This window comes from Brevibacterium marinum, from assembly GCF_011927955.1.
Taxonomy (GTDB): Bacteria; Actinomycetota; Actinomycetes; order Actinomycetales; family Brevibacteriaceae; genus Brevibacterium; species Brevibacterium marinum.
Genome location: NZ_JAATJN010000001.1, coordinates 2,706,178 through 2,720,913 on the forward strand (window position 1 = coordinate 2,706,178; position 14,736 = coordinate 2,720,913).

Sequence of the window (14,736 nt, forward strand, 5' to 3'; positions counted from 1 at the left end):
CTTGCAGGTGCCTTGGTGTGGTGATGGACCTGCGCCCGTCGCCACCCATAATCCGCTCACGGTGCCCGCGATCCCGCCGTCGTACAGCACGGGTGTGTGGCCGTTCGTGGGCAAGTTCGGTGGTCGACAGCGGGTACGTGTCGTGGAGGCCGTGGCAATTCCCGAAGGCCGTGAATATTCACGTCATTGGGGTCCGCCGATCGCGTCTTGCGGCACCAGCGCGTCGAGGGTTCAGTAGCCCTCACAAGTAGTCGACAATGGTGTGCGCGGGGCCACGGCATTTCAGAACGCTTCCGGGGACTGTGAGAACGCCTCCCGGAGCTGTGCACAGCTCCGAGGCAAGGCGGCGCTCCGCGGCAGGGCGTTGATCCGTTGCGGAGGCTGCCGTGCGCCGCGCAGACTGTCGGGGCTACGCCGAATCGGGGACTGCCGACTCGCCGCTTCCTTCGCGTGTGGCTGAGCCAGCGTGTGTAGATGCAGTTCGCATCGCCTGGGAACTTCACGCAGCATTGTGGAACGCCGAAGTGGCTCCCCGGGGCGGTGGGCGGCAGAGCATAGATGTGAAGGGCCCGTGTGGGGTGTCAACGGCCAGTGGGAATTGCCCATGGGCGGCCAGCAGAACTGCCCATAGGTGGCCACGATTTCTGCCCATCCGAAACTCGTGTCTGGTCGTGGCCACCGGGCTCGATCACCCTCAGTTCAAGGCGACCACCCCCGCACCAGAAACAGCCTGGCTCAACCGAATCGATTCGCCACTGGTCTGAACCAGGTGAGCATGATGAAGGAGGCGATCGACGGTGGCTGTGGCTACGGTCTTGGGCATCAGCTGGTCAAATGCCGCCGGATGTAGATTCGATGAGATCGCGATCGAGCGTTTCTCATAAGCAGCATCGACAAGCCGATACAGCCCCTCGGCAGCATCCTCGCTGACCGGCAGCAACCCGATATCGTCAACGACGACCAGATCGGCTCGCAGCAACCGCTCCACGGTCTTCGTCACCGCATCATCGGGACGATGAGCACGGATCAGCGCGCCCAAGTCCTCCAACCTCAGCCAGGACACTCGCCCGCCCTCATCAATGATCTTGTGCCCCAGCGCTTCCAGGAAGAACGATTTACCCGTCCCGGCCGGCCCACACACCGCCAGGTTCTCCTTCCGGGCCACCCACTCCAGTGTCGACAGTGCCTGCTGCGTCGGTGTCGGAATCGATGACACGTCCTCATCCCAGGATTCAAACGTCTTGCCCGTGGGGAAACCGGCCTGTTTGCGCCGGTTGGCCAGCATCGCCGCCGACCGGCCACGAGACTCCTCAACCAGAAGGGCCCGCACCACTTCGACAGGCTCCCACCGTTGAGCTTTCGCCGTGGCCAGCAGCTCCGGGGCCAGGGTGCGCGCATACGGCATTTTCAGCCGCCGCATCAGCGCCTCGACCTCAGCATCCAACACGGGCGTTTCATGAATGATCGCCATCACACCTCCCCGCCATCGGCGCTGACCCGCTGATTGCCCATCGCCTGCCACCCGCCGGTGCCCTGAGCCAGGGAGGACTCTTCATCAGCACTTCGGGCATGCGCATCGACCCGGTTGACCAGCAGTGATGCCACATCACCGGTGGCGAATCGTCCATAGGCGGCAGCAGTGCCCAACGCCTCGTCGACAACGTCACCGCCGTGCAACCGGGACAACGCCACCGCCTCTGTCATCTTCTGCCGCATCCGCGATGCTCCAACCGCGGCAGCCTCTCTCAACCATTCATGCGCGCCATGCCCAATGGCCAGGAACTCTTCTTCGTCCTGATTCTTCGCCCTGATCGCGTAGACTCCCGGCACTTTCTGGGTGGCATCGGTCGGGAAATGCCGGTCATTGATCTTCGGCGATCCTGGCCGGGCTCGCCCGTGGCGAGCCACTTCCTCAAACCCATCGGATCCTGGTGCGACGATGACGATCTGTTCACCATCAGCGACTCCCTGCACCCGGACGAAGACCTCGCTGCCCATCAGCGCATGCGGTACCGAGTACTGGCCCGATTCGAAGGCCACCATCGGCGTATTGGTCGGCACTTTCCGCGACAGGCCGAACGCGATGGTGTGTGCCCGCCCGGGCACCGCATGCATCACCGACCGCTCATCATCGACCAGATCGATCGGGCGTCTCTTCGTCACCCGATGCTCTTTCCCATTGACTTCGGTCATGAATGCCTGGCAGGCGGCTTCGAGCTCGGCGAATGAATCGTAGCCGTGAAGGAGATTCGTGGCTGTGGGCACCAGATCTGCCTTCGCGATCTGCACTGACCGTTCGACCCCGCCCTTCGACGCGGGATCAGCCGGTTCACACGTAAGCACCGTGGCCCCGTAGTACTTGGCGAACGAAACCGTGTCGCGATTGCGCACCGGCACCCCGGCGATGTGCATCGTCGTGACCGTCTTCTCGTTATCCGTGAGGACATAAGTCGGGATGCCACCGATGAGCCGAAACGTCCGGTCCAGGGCCATGAACACCGATGGCAGCGTCTTGTCCCGCAACGGGATCACGACTCGGAATCTCGAAAACGCCAGCCAGGCGATGAATAACACCGTCTTGACTCCCGCGACGACAGGCCCGTCACCATAGTCGTATTGCAGCCATAGCCCGGGCTCTGCCACCCAGGGCCGATGCACCCGCCGCCCGGCCTTCTCATGGGTGCGTTTCGCTTCGGCGACCGCCCGACGCGTCGACCTCTCCGACCCCGGGTAGCCGAGCTTGACCAGTCGCTGGTGGACCTTATCGGCTCGGATTCTTCCTCCTGAACGAGTCACGAGTTCGATGACCTTGTCCATGTACGCATCGGTGACACGCTCACGTCGGGTTGGTGTTGCCACGGGCCGGCCCCGGTCACGGGCCTGCACGTGGGCTTTGACTGTGTGATGAGAGCATCCCGCCAGTTCCGCGGCTGCCCGGTACGACCCTGTCGTGTCGAACGCTTCTAGAATTTCCATGATTTCTCCGTCAGACTTCATATGCGGCCCCGGCCCCTCCCGTGGTGATGCTGATCGATTAGACACCGTCATCATCTCCGAGAAACGGTTCGGGGCCGTGCCCTTGTCACAAGGGCTTCTTCGTGAGTCGGATGGGCAGAAAATATGGCCGCCACTGGGCAGTTCTACTGGCCAGGAGTGGGCGATTCTACTGTCCGCCTATGGGCAGTTTTCCATGGCCGCTAACAGTGGGGTCGTACGGGGTGTGGTGGCACCGGTGCTGGGTGCGGTGACACCGAAAGACAACGGCGCTGGTGCCCACAGGCCATTTCGGGAAACCACACATCACCATGCCCATCGTGTGCCAGGGGAGATCTGCCAGCACTGAGGGCCCAGCAGAATCTGCTGGGCCCTCAGGCTCAATGGCGCGTGCTCAGGAATCGAGCCTGAACAATCACATGATCAGTATCCGAGCTGGCCCTGACCGCCACTCTCGACGGAGTCATGGTCATGATGCGAGGCTTCGAGCTCCTGTTTGGTCACAGGCGCCACGCGATCTTCGAAGAAGAACTTCGACAGTCGCGCTCGGAACTTCTCCAAACCGGTGATCTTGCCTTCGGCGTTCGGCTCGGCCGGAGTGTAGGTCGGCGATTCGAATGCGGTCAGCTTCCAGAGCTTGTGCGGAGGCAGTGCCTCGTGACGCTCCAGGAACTCGCCATGGGGGAGTCGGATGATGTTCGCCGTCTCTCGTCCGTGCAGGGCGATTTCGCGATCCTTGCGCTGCAGAGCGATGCACATGCGCTTCGTGATCAGGTAGCCGATGATCGGCCCGAGGAAGAACACGGCACGGAAGATGTAGATCATGTCGTTGAGTGACATCTGGAAGAAGACAGCGATGATGTCGCCCGAGGCCGCAGCCCACATGTTGCAATAGAAGATGACTCCTGCGACTCCGATGGCCGTGCGCGTCGGGTTGTTGCGCGGACGATCCAGGATGTGATGTTCGCGTTTGTCCTTGAGCAGCCAGGACTCGAAGAACGGATAGACGAACATCACGGCGAAGAGGCCACCCATGACGATGACGGCACTGTTGATATTCAGCGAGATCGGCCATCCGGCGATGTAGAACTCGAGCCAGCCCGGAACGATGCGCAGGAACCCGTCCGCCCAGCCGATGTACCAGTCGGGCTGGGTGCCTGCCGACACAGGTGATGGATCGTAGGGACCGTAGTTCCAGATCGGGTTGATCGTGAACAGGGCCGAGATCAGTGAGATGAGACCGAAGATGAGGAAGAAGAATCCTCCGCCCTTGGCGGCGAACGTCGGCATAACCGGCTCTCCCACCACGTTCTTCTCGGTGTTGCCGGCTCCGGGATACTGCGTGTGCTTGTGAACGACCACGAACACCAGGTGAATGCCGATCAGAGCGATCAGCAGCGCAGGAACGATCATGATGTGCAGCGAATAGAGCCGTGCGACGATGTCGGTGCCCGGGAACTCTCCGCCGAAGATGAAGAACGAAAGGTACGTGCCGACCAAGGGCAACGATTTGACGATGCCGTCGATGATTCGCAGGCCATTTCCTGACAGCAGGTCGTCGGGCAGCGAATAGCCCGTGAAACCGGCAGCCATGCCCATGATGACCAAGAGTACGCCGACGATCCAGTTGAGTTCGCGGGGACGGCGAAAGGCGCCGGTGAAGAAGACACGCAGCATGTGAATGCTCAGCGCGGCCACGAACAGAAGTGCGCCCCAGTGGTGCATCTGGCGGATGAACAGGCCTCCGCGGATCTCGAACGAGATCGCGAGGGTCGAATTGTATGCTTCCGAGATCTCGACACCGCGCAGCGGTGCCCACGGTCCCTCATAATGCATCTCGCCCATTGCTGGAGTGAAGAAGAAGGTCAGGAACGTTCCGGAGAGAATGACGATGACGAAGCTGTAGAGGGCAACCTCACCGAGCATGAACGACCAGTGGGAGGGAAAGATCTTCCGCCCGAATTCGCGCACCAGGACCGAAGCCCCGACTCGTGTTTCGGTGAAGTTCGCGGCCTTCCCGACTGTAGTTGTGGGTTGTGTAGTACTCATGGGTGATTGATCTCCCAGAACGTAGGTCCGACGGGCTCAGGGAAGTCCGACTGTGCGACCAGGTAGCCTTCGCCGTCGACCGAGATGGGCAGCTGTGGCAATGGACGCTTGGCCGGGCCGAAGATGACCTTGCAGTGTTCGGTCACATCGAATGTCGACTGGTGGCATGGGCAGAGCAGGTGGTGCGTCTGGTGCTCATACAGTGCGACAGGGCAACCGACGTGGGTGCAGATCTTGGAGTACGCGACGATGCCGTCGTGAGACCAATCCTTGCGATCCGGATCCTCGTGGAGTTCCTTGGGGTCAATGCGCATGAGGAGAACTGCGGCCTTGGCCTTCTCATTGAGCGGGTGCTCGCTGGCCTCTTCATCGCCGATGCCCGAAGGCAGCACATGGTAGGCAGAGCCGATGGTGACGTCGTCCGCTTTGATGGGGCGTTCGGATTCGGCAGACGGAACCCCGCCCGGGTCCTGAATCAGGCGCACACCTTTGTCCCACAGCGTAGTGAACATCTTGTCGCCGGGCAGCGGGCCCAGGTCGCGGAAGACGAGGACAGCGGGCAGGGGTGCGATGGCCAGTGCGGCGATCAGGGTATTGCGCAGGAGAGGGCGGCGAGCGATTCCCGACTCCTCCTTGGCCTGATGGAGGATCTCGAGTGCAACTGCCTGATCCTCTTCACTGCCGCCGATGTCATGGCGTTCGTCGATGCCCTCGTGGTCGCTCATGAGGTTCTTCGCCCACAGCACAGCGCCTGCACCGATGGAGAACATCGCCACGGCGGCACCGAGACCCACCGAGGTGTTGTGCAGTCGGATGCTCTGCATCGTCTCGCCCGGGGTGAACAGGAAGTAGGAGACGATGAACCAGATGGTTCCGACCATCGACAGGACGAACCACAACGCCACCTGGCGTTCGGCGACCTTCGCAGCCTTCGGATCCTTGTCGGCGATCCGCGGCTTGTGTTCTGGCAGCCCCGGGTTCGTGAACCCATTCAATTCCTCGAGCTGGCTGCCGCCGCCGAAGTGGTCTTTCGAGGTCATTGAATTCCCCGTCTTTTCTCGTGGTGGTTACTGAACGACATTGACAGACTCACTTCGACCTGGATGACAGCCACACTGTCAGTCCGATGACCGCGCTGAGTCCGAAGAACCAGATGAAGAGGCCCTCGGCCACTGGCCCCAGCGATCCGAGCTTGAATCCGCCGGGAGAGGGCTTTCCGGTGACCTCGTTGACGTAGGCGATCACATCGCGTTTGTCGTCGGGTGTCAGGTTCGCGTCGTTGAAGATCGGCATGTTCTGCGGTCCGGTCTGCATTGCCTCGTAGAGGTGCTTGTCGGACACTTCCGACAGATTCGGAGCGTATTTGCCTCGCGTCAGAGCGCCGCCGGCACCGACCACGTTGTGGCACATCGCACAGTTGGTGCGGAACAGGCTGCCGCCCGCAGCAGGGTCGCCCTTGGAAGCGTCGAGGTTCTCGTCCTCTGGAATCGCTGGTCCGGGCCCCAAGGAAGCGACGTACGCGGCGAGCTGCGCGGTCTGCTCCTCATCGAACTGCGGTTCTTTGGCGCGCGCCTGCGGACCGTTGGCCTGCAGGGGCATACGGCCGGTGCCGACCTGGAAGTCCACGGCAGCGGCACCGACACCGACGAGGCCCGGTCCTGACTTCGACCCCTCGCCGTTGAGACCGTGACATGTTGCGCAGTTGGCGGCGAACAGCTTCTTGCCCGCGTCGATGTCCGAAGCACTGGCTGTCTCGGCCTTTGCGCTCGAAGTCTGGGTGAAGAGAGCATAAGCTCCGCCGGTGAGCAGCAAGCCCACCAGAAGCAGCACAACCAGTGCCATGGGGTGCCTGCGGCGATCTGCTAAAAGCTTCACGTGATCGTCCTTTGCTTGAAATATTGTGAGTCCGAAGGGCCGAGCATCTCGAGCCGACTACTGGAGCAGATAGATGACTCCGAAGAGGCCGACCCAGACAACGTCGACGAAGTGCCAGTAGTAGGACACGCAGATCGCGAATGTGGCTTCGTGATGACCGAACTTCTTGGCTCCGTATGCGCGTCCGATCACGAGCAGGAAGCAGATGAGCCCGATGGTCACGTGGATACCGTGGAAGCCGGTTGTCAGGTAGAAGACCGAGCCGTAACCATCCGTGTTGATGGAGAGGCCCTCACTGACCAGAGTGGCGTACTCCATGACCTGGCCGGCGACGAAGACCGCGCCCAGCAGGAATGTGAGGTACAGCCACTCAACCATTCCCCATTTGGAGATGTTGAACAGAGAGCCTGTCCGGCGCGGCCGGAACCTCTCTGCCGCGAAGACGCCAAGCTGGCATGTGAACGAAGACGACACCAGAATCAGCGTGTTGCCGAGCGCATAGGGAATATCGTGGAGCTGAGTCTGAGTCTCCCATAGTTCCGGCACGACCGATCGAATGGTGAAGTACATGGCGAAGAGCGCGGCAAAGAACATCAGGTCGCTCGCGAGGAACACGATGAAGCCCACCGTGGTCACATTCGGACGATTGACAACCGGATGTGCTGGCGCTGTTTGAGATGCAGTGGCAGTTGACACACCCCCATTATTACTCGTCTCGGGGTGAGTTTTCATCTTTTGCCCAGCAATCGGTGAATATTTTTCTACATCGTGTAGCGAAATCCTTGATTTGGTGCCGGAGTCTCGTATTCTCTCCATCGTGCATCCGCGTGTCGAAGACAGGATAGGATGCCGCAGGTAAGTTCCACCTCGCAGTCGGGGGTGGCGGCAGCTCATAAGGAGAGTTCATTCGGATGACGGAGACACCGCGCACGACAGCCCCGGAAGCACCGGCTTCCGGGTCCCGAACCTCACCTGAGGGCACCACCTACAGTTGGCCCGAGCTGTTGATGTCGCTGATGCATCAGCAGGACCTTGAAGAGTCCGCCGCGTCATGGGCGATGGATCAGATCATGTCCGGTCAGACGCCCGATGTGACAATGGCCGCATTTCTCGCCGCACACCACACCAAGGGTGAGACCGTGGCGGAGATCGCAGGTCTGGTCTCCGCGATGATGGACCATGCCGTGAAGCTGCCGGGTCTTGAGGACTCCGTCGACATCGTCGGCACAGGAGGGGACCGGGCCAAGACGGCCAACATCTCCTCGACGGCTGCGATGATCATCTCCGCCAGCGGTCAGTGCGTCGTCAAACACGGCAATCGAGCGACATCCTCCGCTTCGGGCTCGGCCGACGTCCTCGAGGCCCTCGGCGTGCGGTTCGACATCACGCCGGAACAGACGGGCATCATCGCGAAGGAGGTCGGTCTGGCGTTCTGCTTCGCCAATGTCTTCCATCCGTCGATGCAGTTCGTTGCCGCGGTTCGACGACAGATCAGCGTCCCGACCGCCTTCAACATCCTCGGCCCCCTGACGAACCCTGCTCGTGCCCGCCACACCGCGATCGGAGTTGCCGATGCGCAGATGGCGCCGCTGGTCGTCGGCACACTGGCGAAGAGGGGACACCAGGCGGTCGTGTTCCGTTCCCGCGACGGATTGGACGAGTTGAGCAACACCGATGTCAACGACGTCTGGGAGATTCGTCACGGCGAGGTCGAACACACGACCTTCGATGCGCTGGACCTCGGCTTCGCCCGTGCAACGAAGGACGATCTGCGCGGCGGTGGACCCGAGGACAACGCGGCGATCACCCGTTCGGTCCTCAACGGCGAGAGGTCCGCTGTCCGCGATATCGTCCTCATCAACACCGCAGCCGCGCTTGTCGCCGCCGACGAGTCCGCCGTGGGGACGCTGACCGAGCGGATGGCGTCGAAACTGACCGTCGCGGAGGAGACGGTCGAGGCGGGGCTGGGTGCCCAGAAGCTCGATCAGCTCATCGCCGTCTCACACCGCGTCGCCGAGACGAACCGTTCCTGACTCCTGTGCATGGAAGTTGGCACCGGAGCGTGGGAGCGACCACGCTCCCTGCTCGGTGATCAGGGTGGCCGTCTGCAGCCACTGCGACAGGACGCGCGTCTCCTCCGGCAGGGAATCGGTGTCCGCCGGGAACGGACCGGGTGCAGGCACCCATTCCGCGGTCGCCCGTATCGCCGCCGATGAATCCGCGACTGCCCGAGAACCACGGACGTGCGAGGCGGCGGCCAGCTTGCCGTGGCGGATGACGGCGAGGTCGAGTCCGCCGTCGGGCCCGGGGGAGTGGGCAAGGATCTCGGGCACGGCCCTCAGCGCTTGAGCGGACTCGGCTCGTGCCGCCGTCGACATGGCCGAGCGCATCGCGTCTCGAACTTCGGCGGCGGTTTCATATCTGGCTTCGGACGCCAGCCTGGTCATGCGCTGGGTGCACAGTCTGCGCAGCGAGGAGAAGTCTCCGCCCATGGCGTCGAAGAGATCCGCGATGCCGGACAGGTACGTCTGCCTGTCGGTCACGCCTGCGCAGGGGCCTCCGCACTGACCGACCTGTGAACTCACGCATGGACGGTGCGCGGCGAGCGTCGCAGCTGTGACCCTGGCCGTGCAGCGTTTGACGGGGTAGAGAGTATCGAGGAGCTCCTTGACCGCCTGGGCCGATTTGCGGGATCGGAACGGGCCCAGGGGTATGGCCGATGACTTCTCAAGGGCCGTGGTCGAGCGTACGACCGACAGACGCGGGTACTCCTCATCGCTGAGAACGATCCAGGAATTGCGTTCGGGATTCTTCGACCGGCGATTGTACGGCGGTGCGAGTTCCCCGATCAGGCGGATCTCCCTAACCTCGGCCTCGAGCGCATGGGCGCACGGCAAGCAGCTGACCTCCTGGGCTGCCGTGATCATCTCAGCCATCCGTCCGCGATTCTCCGACGCATTGAAGTAGCCACGGACACGGCGGGCCATGTTTCCCGACTTTCCGATGTAGAGAACCCGCCTGGTTCCATCGAGGAACATGTACACACCGGGCTCGGCCGGCACTCCCTTCGCCAGATGCGATTTGGCCTGCCGCTTCGCCCACCCGGCTTGTCTGACCGCGGCCAGATCTTCGAGCGTCGTGATCCCGTATCCGCCGAAGCGCTCGAGCAGACGATGGAGCAGCTCGCCGGTCGCCCGGGCGTCGGAGAGTGCTCGGTGGTCGGGTGAGACTTCGGTTCCGAAATGGGCGGCGAGAGTCGACAGCTTGTGGTTGCGGACCTCGTCGCGGCCCACGACTCGTCGGGACAGGGTGACCGTGTCGAGGACGGTCGGCTGGGGCCAGTGGTAGTCGAGCCTCTCACACGCCGAGCGGAGGAAGCCGATGTCGAAGGGCGCATTGTGGGCGACCAGGACCGAGCCGAGCGAGAACTCCAGAAAGCTCGGCAGGACCGAGCGAATCGACGGCGCGTCATCGACCATGGCGTGAGTGATGCCGGTCAGCCGTGCCACGAACGGGCTGATCACCGATTCCTCGGGCTTGACCAGGGACTGGAACTCACCGAGGACCTCGCCCCCGCGGGTCTTGACGGCGCCGATCTCGGTGATCTCCGACTTTCCGGCGCTGGTACCGGTCGTCTCGAGGTCGACGATGACGAAGGTGACCTCGTGCAACGGGGCGCCGAGGCTGTCGAATGACAGTTGGGTATCCGTTGTTGCTGTGGGCGCTCGGTCGAATGGGATGGACATGGGCTACAGTCTGTCACCCGGCTCTGACATCGCGGCAGAAGGCGTGGCGCCGGTCTGTGTCATCACACGGAGGCTGTGTCATCACACGGAGGCGCCGTTGTCACCGTCGCCCGAGCGACTGGAGGGAAGATGGAAGAAGAGCCCCACCGCCCCGCCGAGGCCGACGGCGATGCCCACCAGGAGGAACCATCCTGGCAGCGGACGGAAGAAGACGGTGCCGATGAGGAGCAGCAGGACGGCTCCGAAGGTCGCGATCACTGAAAGCACGAGGGTCGGTGAAGCGGTGCGCCAACCGATCGGTTCTGCAGGCCCCGGCTCCCACCGCTCCTCCTCTTCAAGGCGTTCCCGGACCTCATCGACGGGCATGTCGCCCATCATGGCGCTGGGTTCGGCGATCTGATTGACGAGGTCCTCCCAATCACGGTCACTGACGCGCGACGAATCGCCGAGCCGTTCGGACTCGGGAACCTGGTTGCGCCAGTCCTCGTTCTTCTCGTCGTCCATGTCCTCTATCAGCAATCTCTTCGGTGACTCTATTCCCTGTGCTCCGCGGTGCCCTCCGGTGCGGCAGTGGAGGGCCTCGCCTTCGTCAGGATCACCTCGGCGATCAGCTCTGCATCATTGTCCAAGGTGGCCACGTGCTGGGAGCGTCGCAAGGACACGATCTCAGGACGTCGGGGCAGGTGGGCACGCAGGGTCCTCAGAGTACGTGGGCCGACGACGCCATCGCGGCCGGAGACGAGGAGGGTGACGGGGCACTCGACGTGCCACAGGTCCTCGCACAGCCTTCTCTGCGCAGAGGCGAACGAGGCGATGGCCGCGACGGGGGTGCGGTCGTAGGCGTACTCGCATCGGTCAGGATGGGCGATGTCTCCGGCGATCGCCGGCACCGACGACACGACGTGCTTGAGAACGGGCAGGAAGGGAGTGAGAGGAGAGTCGATGTGCAGCGCCGGATTCACCAGGACCAGTTCGGCAGGGGACGAGTCCCCGGCACCGAGCGCCAGTGCGAGAGCCCCGCCCATGGACAGTCCTGACACGACGACGCGTGAGTGCTCGCGCGAGAGGGCGTCGAACTCGACCCTCGCCGCTTCCAGCCAGTCGGACCATGTCGTGGCGTTGAGATCCTGCCAGCGAGTGCCATGGCCCGGCAGCAGCGGCGCGCTGACGCTGAGTCGGCGAACGCTGAGAGCTCGGGCGATGGGGAACCAGGCGGCGGGCGACCCGGTGATCCCGTGGAGAAACAGCACTGCAGTGTCTGACTCCTCAGCCATCTGCCGGTAAGGTGCAGTGGGCACCGATTGCGGTGAGTAGTCGATCTCCATAGCTTCAGCATGGCATGAATCCGCACCTATGGTGTCGATATATGATGTCCGAGGACGACAAAGAGTCGTGACAGGGAAGGGTGCTCGTGTTCTACTGGTTTCTCAAGCGAGTCCTGGCCGGACCCATACTGCGGATGCTCTTCCGGCCCTGGGTTCGGGGACTGGACAACCTCCCCTCCGACGGGCCCGCGATCATCGCCGGAAACCACAACCACTTCATGGACTCGATCTTCGTTCCCCTACTCGCTCCTCGCCCGGTGGTCTATCTGGCCAAGAAGGACTACTTCACGGGACGCGGCCTCAAGGGCGCTGTCACCCGTTGGTTCTTCAAGCTCAACAATCAGCTGCCGATGGACAGAGCTGGCGGAACCGGATCCCAGGCGTCCTTGGAGTCCGGTCTCAAGGTGCTCGGGGAGGGGAATTCCCTCGGGATCTACCCAGAGGGGACACGTTCACCGGACGGCAAGCTCTACCGTGGACGCACCGGCGTCGCCCGCCTCGTTCTCGAATCCGGCGCCCCTGTGATCCCTGTGGCGATCATCGGCACCGACAAGATCCAGCCCCCGGGTCGACTCATCCCGAAATTCCGGCGCGTCGGAATCGTCTTCGGTTCCGCGATGGACTTCTCGAAGTACGAGGGCCTGCCGGCGGACAGGTTCCTGTTGCGTTCGGTCACCGACGAGATCATGTACGAGATCATGAGGCTCTCGGGCCAGGAATACGTGGACAAATACGCGTCGAGCGTCAAAACGAAGCTGCTCACGAGCTCCAAGCCGAAGAGGACCGAGGGGTCGAAGCCTGCCGATCAGCGGAAGAAGGGGTCCACCGCCGAGGGCGCCGATGAGGCCCCTGACGAGTCCGACTGAGGACTCTCTTCCGCGCTTTCGCAGTGTCCCGGTTCCGCCATCGCTCTGTTCGAATACTGCGATAACAGCGACACGCACAAATCGTTACCTTGAGGTGTTTGTCCTGGACGGACGGGGAGAATAGCTTGGAGTTGTTGAATCCCACTGTAGGTTCGCTGAGAAGAGAGCTAGAATGGATATGTTCTCTGCCCTTCAAAGCGACCTCGCTTCCCCCAGGGACTATAAGGAGGAGTCGGTGTGAACCGCTCAAGTCATGAAAGCGTCGAGACGACGCCGATACCGCCAGCCGCCCAAGGACTGCTGTTCGACGACGATCTGCCCGTCCTCGACGAAGAGGCGGGTTACCGTGGTCCGACCGTGTGCAATGTCGTCGGCATCAGCTACCGTCGCCTCGACTACTGGGCACGCACCGACCTGGTGGCTCCGTCTATCCGCAATGCAACGGGATCGGGCAGTCAGCGGCTCTACAGCTTCCGTGACATCCTCGTCCTCAAGATCGTCAAGCGGCTCCTCGACACCGGCGTCGGTCTGCAGTCGATCCGCACAGCGGTCGACCATCTGCGATCACGCGGTGTCCGCGATCTCTCACAGATCACTCTCATGTCGGATGGGGCCAGCGTGTTCGAATGCACTTCGCCCGATGAGGTCGTCGACCTTCTGCAGGGCGGACAGGGTGTCTTCGGCATCGCCGTCGGACGCGTCTGGAACGAAGTCGAGGGAAGCCTCTCGGAACTGCCGAGCGAACGCATCCCCGAAGACGACTCCACCGTCGTGGAGATGGACGAACTCGCTCAGCGAAGGGCACAGAAGCTCGGCTGACCGACCGTCGCCCGAAGTCAGGGCAGTCCCTGATGGGACGCAGTGGGGGACTGAAATTGATGGCCCGTCCGAACGGACGGGCCATCAACGTATTCAGCACCAGCGCATTCCGGCAGGGTCTCTGCCAGCCGGCAGAACTTATTGGTTCGTGTCCTTGCGTGAACGGATGTTCTCCGAGCGCAGGGCGCGTTCGAGCAGTGTGTCGAAAGACGTCGCCACTTCCTCGGCCGGTTTTCCCGGCCAGGAGTGGATGGGGCGAGCCGAGCCCTGCGCCTGCTGCATCACTGCACGTTCGGCCAGAGGAGGGTTGAGGACCAGCGGCCCGAACATCTCCCGCATCTCACCGATCCGATAGTCGTGTTCATTGGATCCGGAACGGACCCGGTTGATGACGAGTCCCAACGGTTGAATCTCCGAAGTGCCCCGCTGGCGGAGCTCATCCGCCGCTCGGAGCGCACGGTCCGCCGCCGCCACTGAGAACAGGCTGGGCTCAGTCACCACCGCGACGCGGTTGCTGGCCGTCCAGGCGGTTCGTGTGAGTCCGTTGAGGCTGGGCGGGCAGTCGATGAGTACGAGGCGATAGCCCTTGGCCACGCGGCTCAGAGCGTCTTCGAGACGTCGAAGGTAGCGCTCGGACAAAGAGGGCCTATCGAATTCCGCGACCCTGGGGGAGCCGGAGATCACGTCGAGATGACCGAGCTTGTCGCCCACCCACCCCGAGGGGATGATCGCCTCGGACAGGATCTTCTCCGACTTGGGGGCAGCGAGCACATCGGCGATATCGACCCGTGTCGAGGTCGGGACGTCCAGGCCGGTCGACGAATCCGCTTGCGGATCTATGTCGACGGCCAAGGTCGGAATTCCTCGGTTGTAAGCGGCCGAGGCAAGACCGAGTGTCACGGACGTCTTACCGACTCCGCCTTTGAGGCTGCTGATACTTAGGACAAGCACCCTCCTACGTTAACGTATCGGGCGCGGCTGAGCCGTCACGACCACGCCGGGCGTGGCAGTCGACCGGAAATGGGACCCCCTGCATCAGAGTGCTCCAGGTCACTGAGTAGA

General features: G+C 62.6%; 13 protein-coding genes. 3 read left to right on the forward strand and 10 right to left on the reverse strand.

The genetic code is table 11. From position 1 onward, the window contains the following. Window positions 1-694: 694 nt before the first annotated feature. From istB to ctaE, 6 genes are all read right to left on the reverse strand, one after another. A complete protein-coding gene (istB, locus tag BKA07_RS11990) occupies window positions 695-1,471 on the reverse strand; it encodes an IS21-like element helper ATPase IstB (RefSeq protein ID WP_167950409.1) in 777 nt (258 codons plus the stop codon). Continuing rightward, entirely contained in the window at window positions 1,471-2,997 is a 1,527-nt protein-coding gene (gene istA, locus BKA07_RS11995; RefSeq protein WP_167950410.1) for an IS21 family transposase, read from the reverse strand. The genes istB and istA overlap by 1 nt, the downstream gene beginning before the upstream one ends. 420 nt (window positions 2,998-3,417) lie before the next feature. Beyond that, window positions 3,418-5,043, reverse strand: a complete 1,626-nt coding sequence (qcrB, locus tag BKA07_RS12000) for a cytochrome bc1 complex cytochrome b subunit (protein ID WP_167951087.1) — start codon at window positions 5,041-5,043, stop codon at window positions 3,418-3,420. After that, window positions 5,040-6,083, reverse strand: a complete 1,044-nt coding sequence (gene qcrA, locus BKA07_RS12005) for a cytochrome bc1 complex Rieske iron-sulfur subunit (RefSeq protein WP_167951088.1) — start codon at window positions 6,081-6,083, stop codon at window positions 5,040-5,042. Before qcrA ends, qcrB begins: the two co-directional genes overlap by 4 nt. A gap of 49 nt (window positions 6,084-6,132) precedes the next feature. Then, complete coding sequence (gene qcrC / locus BKA07_RS12010; RefSeq protein ID WP_167951089.1) at window positions 6,133-6,918, reverse strand: cytochrome bc1 complex diheme cytochrome c subunit; 786 nt, start codon at window positions 6,916-6,918, stop codon at window positions 6,133-6,135. 57 nt (window positions 6,919-6,975) lie between these two features. Continuing rightward, window positions 6,976-7,650, reverse strand: a complete 675-nt coding sequence (gene ctaE / locus BKA07_RS12015; protein WP_209044249.1) for an aa3-type cytochrome oxidase subunit III — start codon at window positions 7,648-7,650, stop codon at window positions 6,976-6,978. Window positions 7,651-7,829: 179 nt separating this feature from the next. Here ctaE and trpD point away from each other — a divergent pair, with 179 nt between their 5' ends. Continuing rightward, window positions 7,830-8,951 carry an anthranilate phosphoribosyltransferase gene (gene trpD, locus BKA07_RS12020; RefSeq protein WP_167951090.1) on the forward strand — a complete coding sequence of 374 codons (1,122 nt, stop codon included), beginning with the start codon at window positions 7,830-7,832 and terminating at the stop codon, window positions 8,949-8,951. On the opposite strand, the gene BKA07_RS12025 is transcribed toward trpD, so the two are convergent. The 3 genes from BKA07_RS12025 to BKA07_RS12035 all read right to left on the reverse strand — a co-directional run bounded on the left by BKA07_RS12025 (window position 8,919) and on the right by BKA07_RS12035 (window position 11,989). Further along, a complete protein-coding gene (locus tag BKA07_RS12025; RefSeq protein ID WP_167951091.1) occupies window positions 8,919-10,664 on the reverse strand; it encodes a DEDD exonuclease domain-containing protein in 1,746 nt (581 codons plus the stop codon). The two genes, trpD and BKA07_RS12025, sit on opposite strands and share 33 nt — an antisense overlap. A gap of 81 nt (window positions 10,665-10,745) precedes the next feature. Beyond that, window positions 10,746-11,168 carry a hypothetical protein gene (locus BKA07_RS12030; RefSeq protein ID WP_167951092.1) on the reverse strand — a complete coding sequence of 141 codons (423 nt, stop codon included), beginning with the start codon at window positions 11,166-11,168 and terminating at the stop codon, window positions 10,746-10,748. 29 nt (window positions 11,169-11,197) lie between these two features. After that, window positions 11,198-11,989 carry an alpha/beta hydrolase gene (locus tag BKA07_RS12035; RefSeq protein ID WP_167951093.1) on the reverse strand — a complete coding sequence of 264 codons (792 nt, stop codon included), beginning with the start codon at window positions 11,987-11,989 and terminating at the stop codon, window positions 11,198-11,200. A gap of 86 nt (window positions 11,990-12,075) precedes the next feature. On the opposite strand from BKA07_RS12035, the gene BKA07_RS12040 reads away from it, so the two are divergent. Both BKA07_RS12040 and BKA07_RS12045 read left to right on the forward strand, forming a co-directional pair. Then, window positions 12,076-12,855: a 1-acyl-sn-glycerol-3-phosphate acyltransferase gene (locus BKA07_RS12040; protein WP_167951094.1), complete on the forward strand. Its 780-nt coding sequence runs from the start codon at window positions 12,076-12,078 to the stop codon at window positions 12,853-12,855. 237 nt (window positions 12,856-13,092) lie between these two features. Continuing rightward, a complete protein-coding gene (locus tag BKA07_RS12045; RefSeq protein WP_167951095.1) occupies window positions 13,093-13,674 on the forward strand; it encodes a MerR family transcriptional regulator in 582 nt (193 codons plus the stop codon). A 138-nt stretch (window positions 13,675-13,812) separates the two neighbouring features. On the opposite strand, the gene BKA07_RS12050 is transcribed toward BKA07_RS12045, so the two are convergent. Further along, window positions 13,813-14,625 (reverse strand): AAA family ATPase, encoded by an 813-nt coding sequence (locus BKA07_RS12050; protein WP_167951096.1) that lies wholly within the window; start codon window positions 14,623-14,625, stop codon window positions 13,813-13,815. Window positions 14,626-14,736: the final 111 nt, after the last annotated feature.